Annotated in this window: 17 protein-coding genes; 12 read left to right on the top strand and 5 right to left on the bottom strand. The window is 72.8% G+C overall.

Annotation, left to right across the window (positions count from 1 at the left end):
* Positions 1 to 12 precede the first annotated feature (12 nt).
* Entirely contained in the window at positions 13 to 1,170 is a 1,158-nt protein-coding gene (locus AC0666_RS28250; protein ID WP_468963964.1) for a PP2C family protein-serine/threonine phosphatase, read from the top strand.
* Positions 1,171 to 1,726: 556 nt separating this feature from the next.
* On the opposite strand, the gene AC0666_RS28245 is transcribed toward AC0666_RS28250, so the two are convergent.
* Together AC0666_RS28245 and AC0666_RS28240 are read right to left on the bottom strand one after the other, a co-directional pair.
* Positions 1,727 to 2,161, bottom strand: a complete 435-nt coding sequence (locus AC0666_RS28245; protein ID WP_468963965.1) for a hypothetical protein — start codon at positions 2,159 to 2,161, stop codon at positions 1,727 to 1,729.
* Positions 2,162 to 2,463: 302 nt separating this feature from the next.
* A complete protein-coding gene (locus AC0666_RS28240) occupies positions 2,464 to 3,174 on the bottom strand; it encodes a GNAT family N-acetyltransferase (RefSeq protein ID WP_478708576.1) in 711 nt (236 codons plus the stop codon).
* A 189-nt stretch (positions 3,175 to 3,363) separates the two neighbouring features.
* Between AC0666_RS28240 and AC0666_RS28235 the strand changes: the two genes are divergently transcribed.
* From AC0666_RS28235 to AC0666_RS28220, 4 genes are all read left to right on the top strand, one after another.
* Entirely contained in the window at positions 3,364 to 4,047 is a 684-nt protein-coding gene (locus tag AC0666_RS28235) for a DUF6215 domain-containing protein (protein ID WP_478708575.1), read from the top strand.
* 496 nt (positions 4,048 to 4,543) lie between these two features.
* Positions 4,544 to 5,323, top strand: coding sequence for a CAP domain-containing protein (locus tag AC0666_RS28230; RefSeq protein ID WP_478708574.1), 780 nt, complete (start codon positions 4,544 to 4,546; stop codon positions 5,321 to 5,323).
* A 525-nt stretch (positions 5,324 to 5,848) separates the two neighbouring features.
* Positions 5,849 to 7,969, top strand: coding sequence for a PIG-L family deacetylase (locus AC0666_RS28225; protein ID WP_478708573.1), 2,121 nt, complete (start codon positions 5,849 to 5,851; stop codon positions 7,967 to 7,969).
* A 337-nt stretch (positions 7,970 to 8,306) separates the two neighbouring features.
* Positions 8,307 to 8,642, top strand: a complete 336-nt coding sequence (locus tag AC0666_RS28220; RefSeq protein WP_478708572.1) for a hypothetical protein — start codon at positions 8,307 to 8,309, stop codon at positions 8,640 to 8,642.
* 55 nt (positions 8,643 to 8,697) lie between these two features.
* On the opposite strand, the gene AC0666_RS28215 is transcribed toward AC0666_RS28220, so the two are convergent.
* Positions 8,698 to 10,185 (bottom strand): glycoside hydrolase family 15 protein, encoded by a 1,488-nt coding sequence (locus AC0666_RS28215; protein ID WP_478708571.1) that lies wholly within the window; start codon positions 10,183 to 10,185, stop codon positions 8,698 to 8,700.
* Between the two features lie 276 nt (positions 10,186 to 10,461).
* On the opposite strand from AC0666_RS28215, the gene AC0666_RS28210 reads away from it, so the two are divergent.
* Together AC0666_RS28210 and AC0666_RS28205 are read left to right on the top strand one after the other, a co-directional pair.
* Positions 10,462 to 12,006 carry a DUF6056 family protein gene (locus tag AC0666_RS28210; RefSeq protein WP_468963973.1) on the top strand — a complete coding sequence of 515 codons (1,545 nt, stop codon included), beginning with the start codon at positions 10,462 to 10,464 and terminating at the stop codon, positions 12,004 to 12,006.
* Positions 12,007 to 12,102: 96 nt separating this feature from the next.
* A complete protein-coding gene (locus AC0666_RS28205) occupies positions 12,103 to 12,504 on the top strand; it encodes a RidA family protein (protein ID WP_478708570.1) in 402 nt (133 codons plus the stop codon).
* Between the two features lie 42 nt (positions 12,505 to 12,546).
* Here the strand turns inward: AC0666_RS28205 and AC0666_RS28200 are convergent, their stop codons facing one another.
* A complete protein-coding gene (locus AC0666_RS28200; protein WP_478708569.1) occupies positions 12,547 to 12,876 on the bottom strand; it encodes a hypothetical protein in 330 nt (109 codons plus the stop codon).
* Between the two features lie 1,008 nt (positions 12,877 to 13,884).
* Between AC0666_RS28200 and AC0666_RS28195 the strand changes: the two genes are divergently transcribed.
* Positions 13,885 to 15,027, top strand: coding sequence for a phage baseplate protein (locus tag AC0666_RS28195; protein ID WP_478708568.1), 1,143 nt, complete (start codon positions 13,885 to 13,887; stop codon positions 15,025 to 15,027).
* A gap of 158 nt (positions 15,028 to 15,185) precedes the next feature.
* Here AC0666_RS28195 and AC0666_RS28190 read toward each other — a convergent pair whose 3' ends face one another.
* A complete protein-coding gene (locus AC0666_RS28190) occupies positions 15,186 to 15,743 on the bottom strand; it encodes a pyridoxamine 5'-phosphate oxidase family protein (RefSeq protein ID WP_468963978.1) in 558 nt (185 codons plus the stop codon).
* 240 nt (positions 15,744 to 15,983) lie between these two features.
* On the opposite strand from AC0666_RS28190, the gene AC0666_RS28185 reads away from it, so the two are divergent.
* From AC0666_RS28185 to AC0666_RS28170, 4 genes are all read left to right on the top strand, one after another.
* Positions 15,984 to 17,216 (top strand): cytochrome P450 family protein, encoded by a 1,233-nt coding sequence (locus tag AC0666_RS28185; RefSeq protein ID WP_468963979.1) that lies wholly within the window; start codon positions 15,984 to 15,986, stop codon positions 17,214 to 17,216.
* A gap of 315 nt (positions 17,217 to 17,531) precedes the next feature.
* A complete protein-coding gene (locus AC0666_RS28180; protein WP_468963980.1) occupies positions 17,532 to 17,687 on the top strand; it encodes a hypothetical protein in 156 nt (51 codons plus the stop codon).
* A gap of 168 nt (positions 17,688 to 17,855) precedes the next feature.
* Entirely contained in the window at positions 17,856 to 19,070 is a 1,215-nt protein-coding gene (locus AC0666_RS28175; RefSeq protein WP_468963981.1) for a glycosyltransferase, read from the top strand.
* Between the two features lie 166 nt (positions 19,071 to 19,236).
* The gene (locus AC0666_RS28170) at positions 19,237 to 19,671 is read left to right on the top strand and encodes an ester cyclase (RefSeq protein WP_478708567.1); all 435 of its coding nucleotides are present in this window, start codon (positions 19,237 to 19,239) and stop codon (positions 19,669 to 19,671) included.
* Positions 19,672 to 19,729: the final 58 nt, after the last annotated feature.

Genomic DNA, 19,729 nt, shown 5'->3' with positions numbered 1-19,729 from the left:
CAGGCTGTACTCATGAGAGCGCCCTTGCGCTCGCCCCCGGGACCGGGAGCCGGCGGCGACCACCAGCTCCTTTACCTGCTCGCGGAGTGCGTGCCCTTCGCGGTCGCCCTGCTGGTGCTCCTGATCGAGCTCACGCCCGCGCACGTGCTGTACACCGGCCCCCTGCTGGTTGCGACGCCCGCTCTGGCGGCCGTGACGATGGGTCCCAAGGGCACGCTCGCGGCGGCCGGGGTGGCCGTCGTCGTCAGCGCGATCACGGCCACCCACAACAACGCCTGGGGCGGCCAGCAGGTCTACACGAACTTCCTCGCCCTGTTCCTGGTGTCGGTGGCGAGCTTCATGACGAGCAGCGCCGCCCGCACGCGCCAGGAGAACGAGCTCAACCAGCTCCGCCGTATCGCCGTGGCGGCCCAGGAGGTCCTGCTGAGGCCCGTGCCGGCCCGCCTGGGCCCCGTACGGGCGGCCAGCATGTACATGGCGGCCGAGCAGGGAGCGCAGATCGGCGGCGATCTGTACGACGCGGTCCAGACCCGCTACGGGATCCGGATGATCGTCGGGGATGTCCGGGGCAAGGGGCTGCCCGCCGTACGGGCTGCCGCGGTCGTGCTCGGCGCGTTCAGGGAGGCCGTGCACTACGAGGAAGACCTGGTGGAGGTCATCAACCACTGCGGAGCGGCCCTGCGCCGGGACGCCGTCATCGCGGGCTCGGGCACGCGCGGCGGTGAGGACGCCCTCCGGGAAGCCTTCGTCACCGCGCTCGTGGCACAGGTGTCGGACGGCCCCGCCATCGAGGTGATCAACCGCGGTCATCCGCCGCCGCTCCTGCTGAGCGACGGCGCCGTGCGGCCCTTGATGCCCACCACCCCGCTGCCACCGCTCGGTCTTGAGGAGTTCATCAGCGGTCCTCCCGGGCGGCTGGACAGCTATCCGTTCACGCCGGGGGACCGGCTGCTGCTGCACACCGACGGCGTCATCGAGGCCCGCGACCGCGCCAACGCCTTCTTCGACCTGCCCGCGGCCATGGCGGCGATGGGGGAACACAGCAGGCGGGCGTTCCTGGAGGGGCTGCGGCAGGCGCTGCTCGGCCATACGCAGGGCTGTCTGGTGGACGACGTGGCGGTCATCCTGGTCGACCGGATCGCAAGCGAGGACGACGCGGAGGTGCCGTAGGGGCGGGTGCGGCCGGCGCCTTCCGGCAGCGCGGCGGGCACGAGGGTGCGCCCTGGCTGACGGACGCTCTGGCTGACTCGGCGCTCGGGACGGCGTCCTCGGTCGATGGGCCCGGCCTGGATCGGCACGGCGTCCTCGATCGGCCCGAACGGGCTCGGAACGCGAAACGACCTACGAAACGGGCTCCCTGCGCCGGTATTGTCCGGATCAGGTGGTGGGGGTCGCCTTCGGGTCTTCCGACCGTCTGGCCTCTCAGCCCTACCGGTGACGTCGGCCACGGCGGAGAACCTACTTCCGCCACAGTCGGCTACTCCGGTCGAACTCCCTCGCTCGCCTCGTAGGCCTATGGGAAGCATAGCCCGCAGACGGCGGATGAAACCTCCTGGACCGGGATTTTTCAGACATCTTGGTCGTGGGTCCACGACCGGCTGATCCGCGGCCACGGCGGCGCGCGGATGCCGGAGAGGCTGGGGGCCTCTCCGGCATCCGCTGTGCGGTGGCTCGCCGTGCGGTGGCTCGCCGGGACGTCGCGGGGAGTCAGGGGGCTGTCGGCCGCCTACTTGCCGAGCTTGGCCTTCAGCTGCTGCTTGACCTGGTCCTTGAGGACCTTCACGTCGGTCTTGCTCACGGTGCCGCCGGTGCCCTTGCCGTCGCCGCCCACCGAGGTGGCGTCGCCCTGGTTGATGGCGTCGGCGCTGGCGCTGCCGCCGGTGGCGGCACCGGTGGTGATGGTGCACTTGCCCTTGCAGACGCCGACGCCGGAGTTGGCGGTGCCACCGGTGGCCGTGCCGCCGGCCGTCGTGTTCTCGGCGTTGGACTCGCCGCCGGTACCGATGCCGTCGGCGCTGTCCGCGGGGGCGAGGGTGACCACGTGCTGCGGGGCGGCGACCGGAGCGGCCATCGCGGTCGCCGGCAGTGCGATGCCGCCACCCAGCAGCGCCACGGAAGCTCCGGCCAGAACGATACGACGGGTCGAGAAACGCTGGAACATGGGAATTCTCCATTCGGGATAAGAAAAAGGGGGTTTGTGTGACGTCCCGGGGAAAGGACCGGGCTATTGGTTCGGCCTCGTTGTCTCCGGGGGGTTTGTCCCGGTGAGGGCGTACTTCAAATAAACCCTGCGGCGAGACGTGCGTCATGCCCCTCGAATACGTGGCTTGACCCCGATAACCGATCTTGGTAGAAGGCTGTGCCCGCGACGCCGCCGACGGTCTCGGGGCTGCGGCAGCTCGCGCTCGCGCCACGCTCACGCTCATGCCGAAAGCCGCGAAAGCCTTCACGGCGAGGGCGCTGCTACTGCGCCAGGCCGTTCCCGGGGCCGCGGTCCTCGCGACCAGTGCGCTCACCAGCCGACGGGCCGGGTCGCGGGGCCGGGCCGCGCCACATGGGCCAGAGGGCCGGTCCGCCGTCCGGGAGCCGGATCTCCCGTGTGACGCGGAAGCCGAGCCGTTCGTAGAAGGGAACGTTCGAGGCCTGGCTGGACTCCAGGTACGCGGGCTGCCCGAGCCGGTCGCAGTGGGCCAGCTGTTCCCGCACCAGGGCCGAGCCGACCCCCGCTCCCTGCACCGCCGGATCGGTCCCCAGGACCGGCAGATACCAGTGCGGAGCGTCCGGATGGGCCTCGTGCAGGGTGTTCTGCACCTCGGCCGCCCGTCCCATCCCCCGTACGCCGAAGACGCGTGCGTACCGCGGCAGCGCCGCCAGCTCCTGGAGTGCGGAGGCCGCCCGGCGACCCGGACCCGACCACAGGGCGGCCGCCAGCAGCCGCCCGTCGGCGGTCGCGGCCACCCGCACCGCGCCGGCCCGCGGCCGCTGCTGCCGCTGGGCCAGCTCGAAGTACAGGGCGACCCTGTGCACCCGGTCGGACGGGTCCGGGATCATCCACCCCATGACCGGGTCATCGGCGAAAGCGCACGCCAGGAGCGCGGCGACCGTGCTCGACTCGGCCGGACGCGCGCGCCGGATCCCGTATCCGTCGGCCGGCAGCGCTGCGCGTGCGTTCATGCGGCCACGGTAGGCAGCGCGACCGGGCCGGGGCTGCCGCCCGCCGGTGGACACGCCGCACGGGTCGTCCTTCCGTCGCCACCCTCGGGTCCGGCAACCCCGTGACGAGCCGGAATCTCCTTTGTCCGCCAGATGATCACGGGTTAGGGTCCCCGGGCACGTATCGGGGGATCACAGCAAGCGGGGGACATGGCCGAGGGCGGGGACGGACGTACGACGAGAGCGGGCGCGTGGGGTCAGGCCGTCGCGGCCGTGGTGATGGTCGCGGCGCTCGGGGCCGGTCTGTGGACCTTCCAGCAGGCGTCGCTGTCGGCGGGGGCCTCGCCTGCCGCATGCACCGGCGGGCGGCCCGAGCAGGCGTCCGGGCGCCTCTCGGGTGCCCAGCTCTGCGCGGCGCTGAACCGCCCCGACCTCGCAGGACTGCTGCAAACGCCCGGTCAGACCGTGCGGAGTGCCGAGGGCGGCGACGGCTCCTTCAGGCCTGCCGGCGGGGAGGAGATCGCAGCTCCGTCGGCCCGGGTCGAGTCCGCCACCTACACCGTCGAGCTGACGGCCACCTACGACGACCTCCCGGTGGCCGCGTCCGCCTCGTCCCTGGGAGACGGCGGGCAGCGTACGGTCCTGGGCCGGCCGGCCGCCTTCTCCTCGGACCGCACCATCAGACTCACCTTCCGCCTCGACGGAAGCGACGCCGCCGGCCGGCCCGGTGTCCCGACCCGTACCCTCACCGTGGCGAGGGACCCCCAGGACAGCGGCGGCTCCTTCGACGTGACCCTCTGGCGCGCGGACGGCGTGGTGCCGGACGACGCGGTGCTGCTCCGCGTCGCGGAGGCCGTGCTCCCCACGGTGCCGGGGTGGGTCGCCGAGGGCTGACCCTCTGCCAGGGAGCGCGCGGCTCGGGCAGGTCGCCCCGCTGCGCGGGTGCGTCGCCCGTCGCGGTCCCGGATGCGGCGCCCGGTTCCACTCGGGACGACCGCGCCCCTGCGGGAAACAGTGACATGCATCACGGCACCCCAGAAGATCACGGAAGCATCACGTCCGTGAACACCTCGCCGACATGTCGAGATTTGTCCGATTGGAATCGGTCATTCCCGTCTCCGTCGAAATTGGGCGTCTCGCCTGGCGGGACGCCTTGGGTCAACTTTCCACGTCACGGGTGTTTCTGATGGCCGATCATTCGTCTCACGCAAATCGGAGGCCGCACGGTCAGCATGACTCTGCGCCCATTTCAAGCCTGGCTTCCGGTGCTGCCCCGCGGGCCGGCGGCGAAACTTGCCAGCCCGTTCCCGGCCTTCTCACAATGGCGGCCCGCTCGGCGCTCCGGCAGTTCAGCCGCAGGGGCGCTCGCAGAAACCAAGTGAGGTCACGCATGCGGAAGCACCGTAAGAGGACGCAGCACAAGAAGAAGATATTCATCGCCGCCGCCGCCCTGGGCATCGTGGGCATACCCACGGCCGCCATGGCATGCCTGGGTCCTCAGGGGTCGGGTGCGGCGAAAGCCGACGGCAAGCAGTACAAGCGCCCCTCCTACAGCGCACCTTCCTTCAGCGCCTCCTTCCCCAGCGTGCCGATCCAGAACCTGACGGGCAGCGCAGGCACCCCGGTCGAGACGACCCCGCCGGCCGCGCAGCCCACCCAGGCTCCGCAGGAGGCGCAGCCGTCCGCCGAGCCGACGAGGCGCCCCACGGCGGCGACCCCGGCGAAGTCGGCCCCGGTCCGGCCGGCGACGCCGGTCAACCCGCCGAAGACGGCCAGCCCGACCGAGGCGCCCTCGGGCCCGGCCGCCGAAGTGGTGGCCCTCGTCAATCAGGAACGAGCCAAGGCCGGCTGCCCGGCGCTCACCGTGAACGCGAAGCTGACGAGTGCCGCGCTGAACCACAGCAAGGACATGGCCGCGCACGCCAACATGTCGCACACCGGCTCCGACGGCTCCGACCCGGGCGAGCGCATCACCCGGGCCGGCTACGCCTGGATGACCTACGGCGAGAACGTCGCCTACGGCTACAGCACGCCCCAGCAGGTCATGACCGGCTGGATGAACAGCCCCGGGCACAGGGAGAACATCCTGAACTGTGCCTTCAAGGAGATCGGTGTCGGCCTCGCGGGGCCGAACTCCTACTGGACGCAGGACTTCGGCGCGACCCGCTGACACCGCCCGGCCGGGCCCGCGGAGCCCGCGGCGCCGCCCCGCGGGCCCGGGTTCACCGCCCGCCCCGGGCGCGCCGCCCCGCGGGCCCCGGTGCGCCGACCGGCGGACGACCAGGTGCCCCCGGCAGCGCGCCGGGGGCGCACGCCGTCCGCCCCTGGTGCCTCCGCCGAGTACTCACCCGCCGCCGGTCACATCGCGCCCCGCGCCTCGTGGACTGCATCACACCGAGGCGGACGCCCCGCCGTCGGCCGCTGCCCCGCACGACCACCTGAAGCGCAGGCCAGGCGGCTCACGCCCGCCGTGTGGAGCCCCGCGGGCCGAACCGACCAAGCGTCGAAAAATAGGACAAGAACCCCATAAGCCGTATTAGCTTCGGTTTCCCGCCATATACCACTTGATGGTGTGTCAGCCGCAAACGCGCGGGGCATAATCGGGCCCGGTCGTCTCCGGAAGCGGTAGAGCCATCGGGGCGCCGACTGACCCCTCGTCGGAATTCCGCACGGACCGATCCCCAAGGCGTTGTAGATGTCCCTGGCCAGCCGCACCCGCCTCGCGGCACTGCTCGCCACGCTCGGCGTCGGCGTCGTCGGTGTGACGAGCTGGGCCTACGGGTACGCGACCGCCCAGCAGTCGGCGGCCCCCGAGGCGATCGTCCGCCCGAGCGTGACCGAGGGCTCCGTCCTCCAGGTCGTCGCACATCCCGACGACGACCTCTTCTTCCTGAACCCCGACCTGAGCCGCTCGATAGCAACCGGCATCAAGGTCGCCACCGTCTACCTGACCTCCGGCGAGTCCGACGGCAGGAACGAGGCCCACAGCCCGCACCTGGACGACCCCGCCGGCCCCGCCGACCGCGCCGCCTACGCGGAGGCCCGGCAGAACGGCATTCGGGCCGCCTACGCGGAGATGGCCACCGGCAAGCGCACCAGTGCCTGGCAGCGCACTTCCGTACCCACCGTCGGCGGGGGGAGCGCGGAGGTGGACGTCCTCGTCGCCCGGCCCGAGGTCAACCTGGTGTGGATGCAGCTGCGGGAGGCGCGGAGCATCTCCGACGACAACCCGGAGAGCCTCCGCGGTCTGTGGGACGCCAAGGTCCCCTCCCTCGGCGCCCAGCTGACCTCCGGAACGCCGGTCAAGCCCTGGTTCTCGTACACCAAGGACCAGGTCATAGACGCCATCGCGAAGGTGTTCGCGATGTACAAGCCGACCACGATACGGACGCAGGACCCGACGCCCGGCCGGTCGGAGGGCAGCGGCGTCTTCCTCGACCACCAGGACCACGTCTACGGCGCCCGCTTCGTGCAGGCCGCGGCCGAACGCTACGCGAAGTCCACGGACCGGCCGCACTTCTCGGTCCAGAACTACGTGAGCTACCCCAACACCTCACTGCCCCCGACGCTCGACCCGCAGACGGCCGAGGAGAAGCTCGGCTACCTCAAGACCTACGCCTGGCTGGACCACCGGGACTGGTGCGGCAGCCCCGCCGGCTGCGGCGACCGCAAGACCGCGACCCGGCCCGCCGGCGCCGGCTGGAGCCAGACCATCCGCTACGGCCGGGGCGACGGCACCTCCTGGATGGCCGAGGGTGTCGCCGGTCGGCTGTGGGCCTTCGCCGTCCTGGACGGCCGTATGGCGTACTGGTCGCGCAGCGGGCCCCAGGCGCCCTGGCAGGGCCCCCGGCTCCTTCCCGGCACCGGCATCGACGCGGGTGCGACGGCGGTCCGGCTCCCCGACGGCCGGATCGCGGTGTTCGGCACCCGCACCACCCTGGGCTCGACGGCCCAGGAGTACGGACGGGACCTCGTGTACGCCGTCCAGGACGCGCCCGACGGCGCCTTCGGCCCGTGGCAGTCGCTGGGCACCCCCGACAAGGTGGACATATCCGGGACCTCGGCGATCAGTGCACCGTCCGTCTCCGTGGACCCCACCGGCCGGATGACGGTGTACGTACGGGACTCCCGGCGCACCCTGCGCGCCCGTGCGCAGGAGACCCCCGACGGCGCTTTCGGTGCGTGGCAGGCCCTGGGCGGCTCCGGTCTGCTGGGTGATCCGGTCACCGCGACCGACGGGTCGGGGCGGCGCCACGTGTACGCGGCGACGGCCGGGACGGTACTGGCCTGGGTCCAGCCGGCACCGGACGCCCCGTACAGCGGCCCCTTCCGGACCGGGCTGCCGGCGACCACGGGCCCGCTGTCGGTGAGCCCGCAGGGAGACGGCGTCCGCCTGTACTTCCGCCGGCCCGGTACGGGCGCCGTCGCCACGAGCCTGGCCACCGCGGCGGGCGTGGGCGCGCCGGAGTTCTCCCCGGTCACCGAGGTGGGCGGCCAGGGCGGCTACGGCGCCGTCGGCGTCGCGGGCCGGCTGCTCGCGGGGCGCGCGGGCGAGGGCACGGTCAGCGTGTCGGACGCGGACGGCACGCAGTCCTGGTACGAGTCCCAGATGTTCTACACGGGCGCGCCGGCGGCCGTGGCCGAGCCGGACGGCACGGCCCTTGCGGCGGCGCTCGGCCTGGACGCCGGTCTGCACGTCACGACGGCTCCCTCGGCCGGATCCGAGCCGCTCGGCAGCCGACCGCCCTCCCCGTGGCACCGGGCGGTCCAGGCCTCGACGGTCGCGCAGGCCGGCGCAGCCCCCTCCCGGGGGTAGCTGCCGCGGGGCCCGGTCCCGCGGGCGCGTCGCGCTGCTCCCGGCCCTTCAGGTGGCAGCGCTGATCGGCGCGGGCGAGGATGGCGGACAGACCACGTCGCGGCCCGACGGAGGTCGGCTCCTGACCAAAGTCCGTGGCCAAGGCTCGTGACCAAGGTCCTGACCACCGGCGATTGGGGCTCCCATGACCCCTTGCTCCACAGGGTGCGGGCGCGCGATACCGGGAACGGTTCGCGCCGTGGCCTCCTTCGCCGTGCTGGCGGCCTTCGCGACGGGATGCAGGAACGATTCCGCGCCAGCATGGGGGTACCCGGAGCTCAGAACGACCCTGGGCTCGTTGTCCCGGGCCCTCGAAGAAGGCTGCGACGACACGACCCCCGAGAGCTGCGTCGCCGAGCTCGACCGGCTCGGCGAGCTGGCGGACCGGGCCTTCGGCGAGGTGCTCGATCACCGGCTCCTCGACAGCCGCTACGTCGACGCCAAGAACAAGCTGGACCGGGCGCGAGAGCTCCGCGCCGCCGCCGCGGAAGAAGCCCGGGCGCGGCGCGATCCGCATTACCTCCCGTTCAGGCGCGCGGTGGCGGCGGAAAGGCTCGCCTGCCGGCGCCTTCTGGCGGCGCTGGAGGGCGTCCGTACCGCTCCACCGCCGGGTGACGCGACGGAGCCCGTCTGAGGACTTGCCCCCGCAGCGCCTGACAGTCCTGCCGCAAGGCCGGGACCGCGTGGCACTACAGCCGCAAGGGCGGAGTGGGGAGTGGCGTTCCGTCGAGCGCCACGAGGGAGAGCACGACGATCGAGTCCGTCCACGCGAGCGGGGCGACCGATGCGGGCCTGCCCTCCTTGTCCACCTTCTCCGGCAGCTCGCCGAGCGAGTTCCGCTTGGCGAGCACCCAGTCCAGGACCTGACCGGCCTTCGCCGGCCTCCCCGTACCGGCCCACGCCAGCGCGAAGAACGACGTACTCGGCGTCCAGGCGTTGCCGCCCCAGGGCGCTGCGGGGTCGCTACCGGGAGTCAGGCCCCCGTTGGGCAGGAGCAGGGCCTTGTACGTGGCATCGAGCGCCCGGGGCAGGCCGGCGGGGGCCGCGTTGAAGGGAGGAGCCATGAACGCCACCGCGCTGTCGTGTCCGTGCTGCCCGTCCACGGTGCGCTGGTAGTCCAGGGGAGCGAACTTCGCCGCGATCCCGGAGGAGAGCCGCCTCGCGGCACTCGCCCAGCGCGCCGCGTCGTCGGTCCGGTTCACCTCCCGGGCGAGGTCCGCGGCGGCGTTGAGCCCGGCGAGCAGGGGCGCGGCCGTGCCGATGTTCGCCGTGGTCGTCGTCAGCTCCCAGTAGTCCGGTGACGCCGGGGGCAGCCCGTCCGTCCGCAAGGAGCCCGCCGCGTGGTCGGCCGCTTTGCGGACCATCGGGTAGAGGGCGGCCAGCCGGATGCGGCGGGTGGCCCGAGGAGCTGCCTGGTACCACTGCCAGGTCGCCCAGGGAACCCAGCCGTTGGCGTCGAGCTGCCACGGTCTGCCGTCCGGCGGGCCGGATCCGTCGAGCTTGGTCCGCGCCTCCCATGTGCCGTCCTTCCGCTGGGTCGCGGCGCTGAAGCGGAGGATACGGTAGGCCTCGGCGTCATGGCCGGTGTGTGCGAAGGCGGCGGAGACGAAGCTGGAATCACGCGGCCAGGAGTAGGTCCAGCCGGGAGTCCATCCCGCCGCCAGGGCGCCGTTCGGCCGGAGCAGGGCGCGCATGGCCAAGAGGGCCCGTTCGGCCGCCGCGCGCTGTGCCGGGGACCTGCCCGGGACCCTCCCGGCGGCCAGCCAGGCGCGGCTCTGCCGGATCTGCTCGCGCGCGGCCGGATGGTCGGGGGCGACCACGACCGACGCCGTCCTGGCGGCTGGGAGGTAGTTCCACCGGCCGGAGGGCAACCGCAGGACGTTGCTCCGCTCGACGTACCGTGCGCCCTTTGCGGTGGACGGCGGGACCCCTTCGGCGGCGGTCGTGTTGGAGAGGAGGCCGACGGTGGGGGCGGCGAGTGCGGCGAGCATCGACCGGGGTGCGTAGCTGCCCTCGGCGTCACCGCGCCCCTGGTGCCCCACCGGGCTGACGAAGAACACCGGCCGCGCTTCTCCGGCGTGCCGCCGGGCATGGTCCCCCGCGGTGCACAGGGGAAGGGCGATGCACGCCAGGGACGCCGCGACGACCGCCCACCGAAGGAGCGGGAGACCGGGCATCACCGCTCCCTCCGCCGGGCTGTGCATCCGCGTGGATCCGGATTCCCCATCCTGGAAGAGCCGTGCGGAGGCCGCCACGGAAGGTCCGCCGCCCGGGTGAGCCCGGGGCACCGGGAGGCCCCGTGACCGACGCGGCTCGGTACCCGTCCTGGCGTGCCCGGGATGCCGGGGGCCGTGAACGGTGCACATCATGGGTGTTCGCAGGCCTGCGGTCACCGGAACCGGCGGGCGGATCCGCACGCCCGTCCGACCGGGCCTCCTGCACAGGGGTGGTGAATGAGCACGGCTTCGATCGAGGGCGAGGACCTCGGCAGACGCCCCCGGGCGGCGGACCGGGCAACCGGCCGCCCTGTGGGGAGAGGGCTCCTGCCGGGAGCCGCCGGGATCCTCGTCGCGGCGGCAGGTGCCCTGATCGCCGTCGGGTGCTTCCTCGGGCTGTACGTACGGCCCACGTCCGATGACTGGTGCGCCGCCTGGAAATCCCGTGACCTCGGCGTCCTCGGCATCACGTCCGACTTCTACCGGACCCAGAACGGCAGGGTCGCCAATGCCTTCCTGAGCGGTGTGTTCTACGGTGACGGACTGGCCGGCATCAAGATCCTTCCGACCGTCATCGCCCTCACCTTCACGGCAGGCCTGGTCCTGCTGGGGCGGGAGTTCATCCGGCTCCTCGGCGGGAAACCCCCGCTGCTGATCCTGACCGCCTGCGCCTTGGTCGTCCAGGCACTGCTCTACTACGCGGGCACCCGCAGCTATCAGGTGCTGCTGTGGGCCCCTGCGACGATTTCCCACACCGTTCCGAGCATCATCGGCGTGTGGGCGCTCCTCCTGGGCATACGGACCGTCCGCCACCCCCGTGCCGCCGTCCGTCTGGGTGGCTTCGTCGCCGCGTTCTTCATCGGCTTCGCGCTCGGCACCCTGAGCGAGCCGTTCGCACTCGTCAGCGGCCTGCTCGCGGCCGGGGCCGGGCTGCTGACCCTGCCCCGCCTCGGGCTGGCGCGGAACCGGCGCCCGTCCACCTGGTGCCTGCTCTGGTGCTCCGGCCTGGTGTGCGGACTGGTCGTGCTGTACACGTCCCCCGGCGCGCGGTGGCGCCGCGCCCAGCAGCCGGACAAGGAGTCCCCGCTCGCCGTGAGCGAACTCAGGGGCACTTTCGAGGACTGGCTGCACATGTGGCACTCGGTCACCGGCCAGTGGGCCTACCTCGGAGCCGCCGCCGTCGGTGTCCTCCTGGGGCTGGGCAGCAGACTCCACGGCCCGCTGGGCCCTGCGGCCGCGGGGCGGGAAACACGGCGGGCCGTCCCGCGGCACATGCTGGTCATGCTGCTGCTGCTTCCCGTGCCCGTGGTGGTGCTGGGGTCGTTCGCGGTGGTGGTCGGCCTGCGCAGCGGCTACGGCCCGAGCGGGTGGACGTACGCCCGTACCTGGACGAGCTACCTCGTCCCGATGGAACTGGCGCTGTGCGGCTACGGCGCCCTGTTGGGAGCCCGGGGCGGCCGGTGGTCGGCGGGCCGCCGCAACAGCGGCACGCTCCTCGCGGCCTGCACCGTGGCGGCGGCCTGCCTGGTGCTGGCGTCGGTGGCCGCGCTCGTCCCGAACGTCCGGCAGCTCACGACCGTCACGGTCGCCCGCGCCGTGGCCTGGGACGCCCAGAACTCCCGCATCCGCGCCGAAGCAGCGCAGGGCGCCGCGGACGTGGGCTACGGGCCCCTGTACATCGGGGGTCTCGCCGAGCCCTTCTTCACGGCGGACTACGAACGCGACTGGGTCGCCGCCTGCGTGTCGAAGTGGTACGGCGTCGACCGGATCCACCGCCGCTGAGCCGGTGGACGCGTCACGGGTCGGCGTCACCGGCCGGCGTCCCCCCCCCCGCGGACCCGTGGTCGGTCCGCGCGCACCCTCTGGCAGCATGACGGGATGGGAAATCGACAGACCGTCAGCTCCGGATCCCCGTTGGAACCGCAGATCGGCTTCTCCCGGGCCGTTCGCGTGCGCAACCACGTAGCCGTCGCCGGCACGGCCCCCATCGGGGACGACGGCTCCACCGTGGGGCCGGGCGACGTATATGCGCAGACGGTGCGGTGTCTGGACATCGCCGAGCGTGCGCTGGAGGCAGCCGGGGCATCGCCGGCGGACGTCACGCGGACGCGGATCATGCTGACCGACGTGACGCAGTGGAAGGAAGCCGCCCGGGCGCACGGCGAACGGTTCGCATCCGTCCGGCCTGCGACCACCTTCGTCGAGGTGTCCCGCTTCATCGACCCGGACTGGCTCGTCGAGGTGGAAGTGGACGCCGTGGTCGACGGGGCGTCCGCGTGACGCGCGCCGTGCAGGCGTCGCCGAACTGCGGGCTCGGCGAGGTCAGCGGCTGTGTCGCGCTCCGTGTTCGATCCGCTGGGAACGGGTTGCGCGGGCCGGGTCGCCCACGGGGAGCCGCCGCGGCTGCCCGCCGGGCCCGATCGCGGTGAGGGGGATGCCGAGGCTCTGGCACATCCGGTGGGTACGGGCCAGGGCACTGAGGGTCATGGGTGAGGGGTCCTGCGTCGGCAGCTCGATGGTGACCTGACCGGGGCGCTGGGTGTGGATGAGGGCCTCGATCTGAAGGGCGGCCGCGGCTCTGTTGTCGATGTCCAGATCCCTGAGGACCTTCACGTGCAGGGTGTCTTCGGTGATGTGGTGGGTGATGACCATGGTCCGCCTCCCGCTCACCCGGATCCGGGGCGGCACCGCCTGGCACGGGGGTGCCCGCTACCAGTGTGGGACACCTGCCCGGTACGGGCGAGCTCGTCCCGCCCCGGGACCCGTCACGCACCGGGTCCCGGCCTGGCGGAGCCGAGCGGGAGGAGCTCTACGGTGCGGCCTGCCGCGGGGCGCGCAGCCCACGACCGTCGCCAGGCGGCACCGGGCCCGCTCAGCCGACGGCGTCGAGCAGCAGCTTCGCGGCCACCGCGGCCCCGTCGATGCGGACCGTGCGGCGGTCTCGGCGGTCAGGGCCGTCTTGAGCGGGGCCGAGGGGACCCGTCGGCCGGGTTCGGACCGTCGTGCGCCGCGCCGATGCCCAGGTCAGCCGCCCGACCGGCGAGGTACGGCTGGTCCGCCCCTGGGGTGCCACCCCTGAGGCGCACCGGCCCGGGTGGCGGTCGCCGTCGCGCCCGTACACCGAGGGTGACCCGGCATCCGGAAGGCCGTCAGTGCGGCGGGGCTGAGCGGCCGATCGTCCGGCAGGAGCCGCGCACCGGTCTGTACACGTCGAGGTCCGCCTGCTGCTGCCGCGGCGCCGGCACCAGGTCCGCAGCCTGCCACGGGCGGTCGGTGAAGACGTGGTCGCGGACGTTACCCAACGGCGCCAGACCGGTCGACGCCCGGGGGTGTTGACCGCCTCGCCGGACGCCGCCTGCGCGTCCTGGGCGTCCTCGGCCGCGCGCCGGGGCACGCCTGCCGTCGACGGCGGCGTCTTTCCGGTGCCCCACGCGCGCACCGACTGCCCGGTCGGCGCCGGCTCCACACCGGCCCCGGCCGGCCGCTTCGCGAACTCCTCAGCCGACGGCGCGCCCACCCGTATGACCGCGCCGAGTTCGCGAAGCCGCACCGCCGGACCCTCGCCCCGCCCGTGGGGTCGGGCTCCTCTACAGTGATCCGCCGGATCGGCCCTGCAGGCCGCGCCGGCCACCACCCCCGTACAGCGGATGAGGAGTTCCCATGCCATCGCCAGGAGTGTCCCGACGTCGACTGATGTTCGCCGGAGCAGGGGTCGCCGCGGCTGCGGCGACGCCCGTGGCGGCGGCCGGCACCGCGCGCGCGGACACCGCGGTGAACCCCGCGAACATTCCCGACGGGGCACCGCTCATCGCGGTGGACCACCCGTCGACCCGGTGGAATTCCGCCCCCATCGTCAACCAGGACACCTCGACCACGCTGCAGGGCATCGCGTACGACTCCGTCAACGGGCACCTCTACACCCTGCAGATAGCCGGGGCGAGCCAGGTCGCCTACCTCAAGGCGGGCAGCCAGGCCGCCATCACGCCGGCCATCGGCGGCAACCAGCACGACACCTCCGGCGATCTGTGCCTCACCCGGCACGACCTGGACGGCAACGTCCTGGGCTACATGTACCTGCTCGGCTTCGGGCACGGCGTGTCGCTCGGCATCGAGCCGGCCACCGCGAGCACCCCGGCCTACGTGTGGACCGAGGCGAACGCGGCCAGGAGCGGCTACGGCCAGGAGATCGTACGGTTCCCGTTCGCGGACCGGACCGTGCTGTGGACCAGCCACCCTTCCGTCCAGCGGCTGGCCTCCCCGGACCCCGCCGCCACCGCGATGACCCCGTACGTCGACGCGGCCCGCGGCATCCTCCTGCTGCGCTACGCACTCGGCGGCGAGCACTGGTTCGCCGCCTACGACCTGGCGGCGGCACGGACGGCAGCCGTCGGCGGCTCCGCCCTGCCGACCCCGCTGGCCCGGATCCAGCAGCCGTTCCTGCCCAAGGCGGACGCCAACGGCGCGCCCACGACCACGGCCGCCACGTTCCAGGGCTTCGCGTCGCACGGCCGGTACGTCTACATGCTGGACGGCGACCCCCGCACCAGCGACCCCTCGCAGCCGCTGTCCGGCGTGGACAAGTGGACCATCCACACGACGTCGATGGACCTCAACGGAGTGCTCAACGACCCGGCCACCGGCTACATCCTGCGCACGCACTCGGAGGCCGACGCGAGCGCCGACCCCCGCGAACCGGAGGGCATGGCCGTGTACACCGGCTCCCAGGGGCTGCGTCTCTGCTTCGGCATCACCAACAACTCCGCCGGCGGGACGCGTCAGTTCGACCTCTACTACAAGGTGTGACGCCGCCGTCGGACGCCGGTGACCCGAACCGGGCGCCCCGGCCGTCGCCGTACGGGCCCGCCCGGCCACGGCGAAGGCCCGGGGGCCGGAACGCCCGGCCGCACGGCCGCAAGGACGGCCCGTACGCAGGCCGATACGGCGAGACGGCACGGGGGGCGTCAGAACGCCCACCGCGTGTGCGTGTACACGCCGTCGTCCCGACCGAAGCCGTACGCCGTGGCCGGAGCCACCGCGAACACCACCACGTCCCCCCTCCGGAAGGCGTCCCCGATCCCGTGGAAGGGGCCCTCGGGCGAGGTGATGTGCGCTCCGTACTTCGCCTCGTACGCCGCGATCACCTCCTCCAGCACCGCCGCATCGGCAACCGGCTCCGCCGTACCCTCGACCACGAGGTCGAGCCCTTCGGTGAGCGAGTTCCCCCCGGTGGTCAGCGCACAATGACCGTCTTGAGCGAGGTTCCTCGCCTTCTGTTCCCCCACGCCGGTCGAGAAGTACAGCACCCCCTCGTGCCAGGCGGCGATCACGGGCGTGACGTGCAGCCGGCCGTCGGGCCGCACCGTGGACACCCAGAAGATCTCGGCAGCCTCCAGCTGCCGCTGTGCCTCGGCCCACTCCGTGGCGGTGACGTCCGCGGCACCCGGACGGGGCCGGAGCGCGGAGCTGTAACGGGCGTCGAGCTCGGTCGTGGGCTGCTTCGCGGATCCCTGTGCCGGCATGGCAGATCTCCTTCCCCGCCCCATGGTGACCGGCTGCCCGCGCGGACGACGTCGCCACGCCCATGGGTGCCCGTCGGCACCCCCGATCGGGGCGGCTCGGAAAGGCCCCGGGTGCCGCGCGCCCTGCCGCGGCTGCAACCGGGCTCAAACCGGCTCAAAGCAGCAATCCACCCCATAGCGGATTCCGGCGTATAGCCTCGCTCCGCAGAGCGACGAGGACGACGTACTCCGGGAGGCATCGTGAGTGAGCGACCGGTCCTTCTGCCCTACGCGGACCCGGCCTTCGTCGCGGATCCGTTCCCGCTGTACCGGCAGCTGCGCGAGGACGGCCCCGTGCGCCGCGTCGTCCTCGCGGGCGGCCTGGACGCCTGGCTCGTCACCCGCTACGAGGACGGGCTCGAAGCCCTGTCCGACTCCCGCCTCAGCAGCGACGTACGCGACGCCTCGGACACCCGGCTCCTGCGGCAGCTTCCCGAATCCGATCGCGAATCGATGCTGAGTACCATGCTCCGCAGCGACCCGCCCGATCACACCCGCCTACGCCGCCTGGTCTCGAAGGCGTTCACCGCCCGCAGAGTGGCCGGGATGCGCCCCCGGATCCAGTCCCTCACCGACCGGCTGCTGGATGCGATCGCCCCGTCCGGCCATGCCGATCTGGTAGCGGACTTCGCGCTGCCGCTCCCGGTCACGGTGATCAGCGAACTGCTCGGGGTGCCGGTGGACGACCGTCACGACTTCCAGCGCTGGACCGACCTCCTGATCATGCGGGGCAACGAGCCGCCGAACCCCGTGGTGGTGAGCGAAGCGTGGCACCACATGCGCGCCTACGTGGCCGAGCTCATCCGGGCCAAACGGGAACACCCCGGTGACGACCTGCTCAGCGGCCTCATCGCCGCCCGCGACGAGGAGCAGCAGCTGACCGAGGACGAGCTGATCGCCATGGTGTTCCTGCTGCTGGCCGCCGGTTACATCACCACCGTCAACCTGATCGCCGGCGGCATCGCCGCGCTGCTCGCCCACCCCGCCCAGCTGGACCTCCTGCGCTCCGCCCCCGAGCTGCTGCCCGGCGCGATCGAGGAGCTCCTGCGCTACGACGGCCCGGTCAGCCCCGGCATCGCCCGGTTCGCCCGCGAGGACGTCCAGATCGCGGGCGCGTCCGTTCCGCGCGGCGCGACCGTGCTGATCGCCTCGGCCATCGCCGACCGCGACCCCGCGCGGTTCCCCGACCCCGACCGCCTGGACATCACCCGGCAGGACAACGCCCACCTCGCCTTCGGGCACGGCATCCACTACTGCCTGGGCGCACCGCTGGCCCGGCTGGAGGGCCAGATCGCCATCGGTACCGCCCTGCGCCGACTCCCGGGTCTCGCCCTCGCCGTACCGCCGGAGGAGATCCGCTGGCGCACCGGCGGCCTGCGCGGCCCCGAAAGCCTGCCGGTGACCTTCACCCCCGCCGGCCGGCAGCCCGATTGACGAAGGAAACCGCGCTGTCGACCCGGTTCATCTTCGGCCACGAGTTGGGCCACGCCCTGCAGCGTCAGCTCCTGTCGTCGAACCTCGGGCTGGAAGAGGACGCCGCCGACGGGTTTGCATCCTTCTACACCGTCAACGAGGTGGGCCGGAGCCGTCGCTGGCGGCCGTGCTCCTCTTCGACGAGCTCGCCCGCAAGGAGGGGCCCACTTCCTCTGCTACCTGGAGGGGAGCGATCCGAAGAGGTTCTCCGGGCCCCTGGTCGGTGCGGGCTACCTGCCGAAAACCCGCGCCCCGCTGTGGTCGCAAGCGTGGGCGATGCTGGACTACGGCTGGTGGACCCAGCTCAAGGCGCATTTCCGCGGGGCGTTCAAGGACCGGGGCGACGAGAACCAGGAGAACGCGCGCGACCAACTGATCGCGGAGACGAAGGCCTTCGCCGAACAGCTCGACAAGCTCCGCCGCGGTCAATGAGCATGCAGGGCCACCGGCCCGCGCCGGGTGTGTGAGGAGCGCCGCTTCGGCCGTACGGTCACTCTTCCATGATCAACTTATAGCCCACCGAGGGGCTTGCGGCAAGACCCGGGTCGTGGCGCAGAATCGCCGACCGAAGCCAGGAGCTGCTGACATGGGGAGCCGCAAATGCGAGTGTTGTTGTCGACGTACGGGGCGCGCGGGAGCGTCGAACCGATGGTGGGACTCGCGGTGCGGTTGCGGGAACTCGGCGCGGAGGTGCGGGTGTGCGCGCCGCCGGACGAGGAGTACGCGGATCTGCTGGCCGGTGCCGGCGTGCCGCTGGTACCGGCCGGTGCGCCGGTGCGCCCGCTGGTGACCACGGTCGTGCCGGGCTCGGCGGTGGGCCTGGCGCAGCGTGCGGCCGATCTGATGGCCGCCCAGTTCGGCACGGTCGCCGCGGCGGCCGAGGGGTGTGACGCGCTGGTGGCGACCGGACCGCTGCCGGTCACGGCCGGCGGACGGTCGGTGGCCGAGAAGCTGGGCATCCGCTACGTGCACGCGAGTCACACGCCGGTCAGCATGCCCTCGCCCCACCAGCCTCCGCCCGCTCGGCGGGGCCGGCCGATGCCGCCGGGGGTGGCCGACAACCGGGAGTTGTGGGACCTGGACGCCCGCAACGCGAACGAGATGTTCGGTGAGGCCCTCAACGCCCACCGGGCGGCGATCGGCCTGCCCCCGGTGGACAACGTGCGCGACTACGCCTTCACCGAGAGCCCGTGGCTGGCGACGGACCCCTCCCTGAGCCCGTGGCAGCCGACGGACCTCGGCGTCGTACAGACCGGCGCGTGGATCCGGCCGGACGAACGTCCGCTCCCGCCCGAGCTGGTGGCGTTCCTGGACGCCGGCACACCGCCGGTGTACGTGGGCTTCGGCAGCATGCCCCTCGGCGACTCGAAGGGCGTGGCCCGGGCGGCCGTCGAGGCGGTCCGGGTTCAGGGCCGCCGGGCGGTCCTCTCCCGCGGCTGGGCCGAGTTGGAGCTGGTCGACGACCAGGACGACTGCTTCGTCGTGGGCGAGACCAACCACGCGGCGCTGTTCGCCCGGGTGGCCGCCGTCGTGCACCACGGCAGCGCGGGCACCACGACCACGGCCGCCCGCATCGGCGTACCCCAGGTGGTGGTGCCCCAGGGGGCGGACCAGCCGTACTGGGCCGACCGGGTGGTTGACCTGGGCATCGGCGGGACACACGAGGGTCCGGCCCCGACCGTCGAGTCCCTGTCCGCCGCGCTGGAGACGGCCCTGGCCCCCGAGACCCGCGTCCGCGCAGCCGCAGTGGCCGACACGGTCCGCACGGACGGGGCGACGGTGGCCGCGAAGCTGCTGCTCGACACGGTCGGCTGAGTAGGGTCGACCCGGTCCGCGTCCCCCCGGACCCTCACCCGGTCGGCAGGCGGTCCGCGGAGTGAACGCGGCGGACCGCCGGAGCGTCGAGGGAGGGGGGGAACAACCGCGGGGCGACCATGGGCGTGTCCCGCGGGCAGCGTCACCCGGTCGGAAGGAAACAGCCGTGTCCCCCGAGGAGAACAAGAGACTGGTCCGCCGCTTCTACCAGGAGATCGACGCGGGAAATGTCGACGCCATGGACGAACTGGTCGCCGAGGACTACCAGGACCACTCGCCGCCTCCGTTCCCGGGGCTTGGGGCGCCGGGCAGGGAGGGGCTCAAACAAGCCTTCCGGTTGTTCTGGGAGAGCACCCCTGGAACCCACGACATCGAGGACCAGATCGCGGAGGGCGACAAGGTCGTGACCCGTCTCACCGCACACGGCGTCTTCGAGAAGGACCTCCCCGGAATCCCCGCCACCGGCAAGCCGATCACCATGACGGGCACGGTCATCCACCGGATCGAGAACGGGAAGCTCGCCGAGAAGTGGTCCGACAAGGACCTGTTCGGATTCCTCCAACAGATCGGCGTCATCCCCCCGCCGGACAGAACGGCCTGACGGCTCGACGTCCCGTCCCCGGTCCGCGCACGGAAGGGCCCCTTGAGGCCCGGCCCTG

The organism is Streptomyces sp. NPDC043680 (assembly GCF_056436685.1).
The sequence above is the reverse complement of the archived record's forward strand: the minus strand, read 5'-3'. Positions and strand labels throughout refer to the sequence as shown.

Bases quoted from the DNA above. Each gene is read 5' to 3' on its own strand.
- AC0666_RS28200 (WP_478708569.1), bottom strand. From the start codon at position 12,876: ATGGTCATCACCCACCACATCACCGAAGACACCCTGCACGTGAAGGTC.
- AC0666_RS28175 (WP_468963981.1), top strand. From the start codon at position 17,856: ATGCGAGTGTTGTTGTCGACGTACGGGGCGCGCGGGAGCGTCGAACCG.
- AC0666_RS28210 (WP_468963973.1), top strand. From the start codon at position 10,462: ATGAGCACGGCTTCGATCGAGGGCGAGGACCTCGGCAGACGCCCCCGG.
- AC0666_RS28215 (WP_478708571.1), bottom strand. From the start codon at position 10,185: ATGCCCGGTCTCCCGCTCCTTCGGTGGGCGGTCGTCGCGGCGTCCCTG.
- AC0666_RS28205 (WP_478708570.1), top strand. From the start codon at position 12,103: ATGGGAAATCGACAGACCGTCAGCTCCGGATCCCCGTTGGAACCGCAG.
- AC0666_RS28195 (WP_478708568.1), top strand. From the start codon at position 13,885: ATGCCATCGCCAGGAGTGTCCCGACGTCGACTGATGTTCGCCGGAGCA.
- AC0666_RS28250 (WP_468963964.1), top strand. From the start codon at position 13: ATGAGAGCGCCCTTGCGCTCGCCCCCGGGACCGGGAGCCGGCGGCGAC.
- AC0666_RS28235 (WP_478708575.1), top strand. From the start codon at position 3,364: ATGGCCGAGGGCGGGGACGGACGTACGACGAGAGCGGGCGCGTGGGGT.
- AC0666_RS28225 (WP_478708573.1), top strand. From the start codon at position 5,849: ATGTCCCTGGCCAGCCGCACCCGCCTCGCGGCACTGCTCGCCACGCTC.
- AC0666_RS28180 (WP_468963980.1), top strand. From the start codon at position 17,532: ATGCTGGACTACGGCTGGTGGACCCAGCTCAAGGCGCATTTCCGCGGG.
- AC0666_RS28190 (WP_468963978.1), bottom strand. From the start codon at position 15,743: ATGCCGGCACAGGGATCCGCGAAGCAGCCCACGACCGAGCTCGACGCC.
- AC0666_RS28245 (WP_468963965.1), bottom strand. From the start codon at position 2,161: ATGTTCCAGCGTTTCTCGACCCGTCGTATCGTTCTGGCCGGAGCTTCC.
- AC0666_RS28230 (WP_478708574.1), top strand. From the start codon at position 4,544: ATGCGGAAGCACCGTAAGAGGACGCAGCACAAGAAGAAGATATTCATC.
- AC0666_RS28240 (WP_478708576.1), bottom strand. From the start codon at position 3,174: ATGAACGCACGCGCAGCGCTGCCGGCCGACGGATACGGGATCCGGCGC.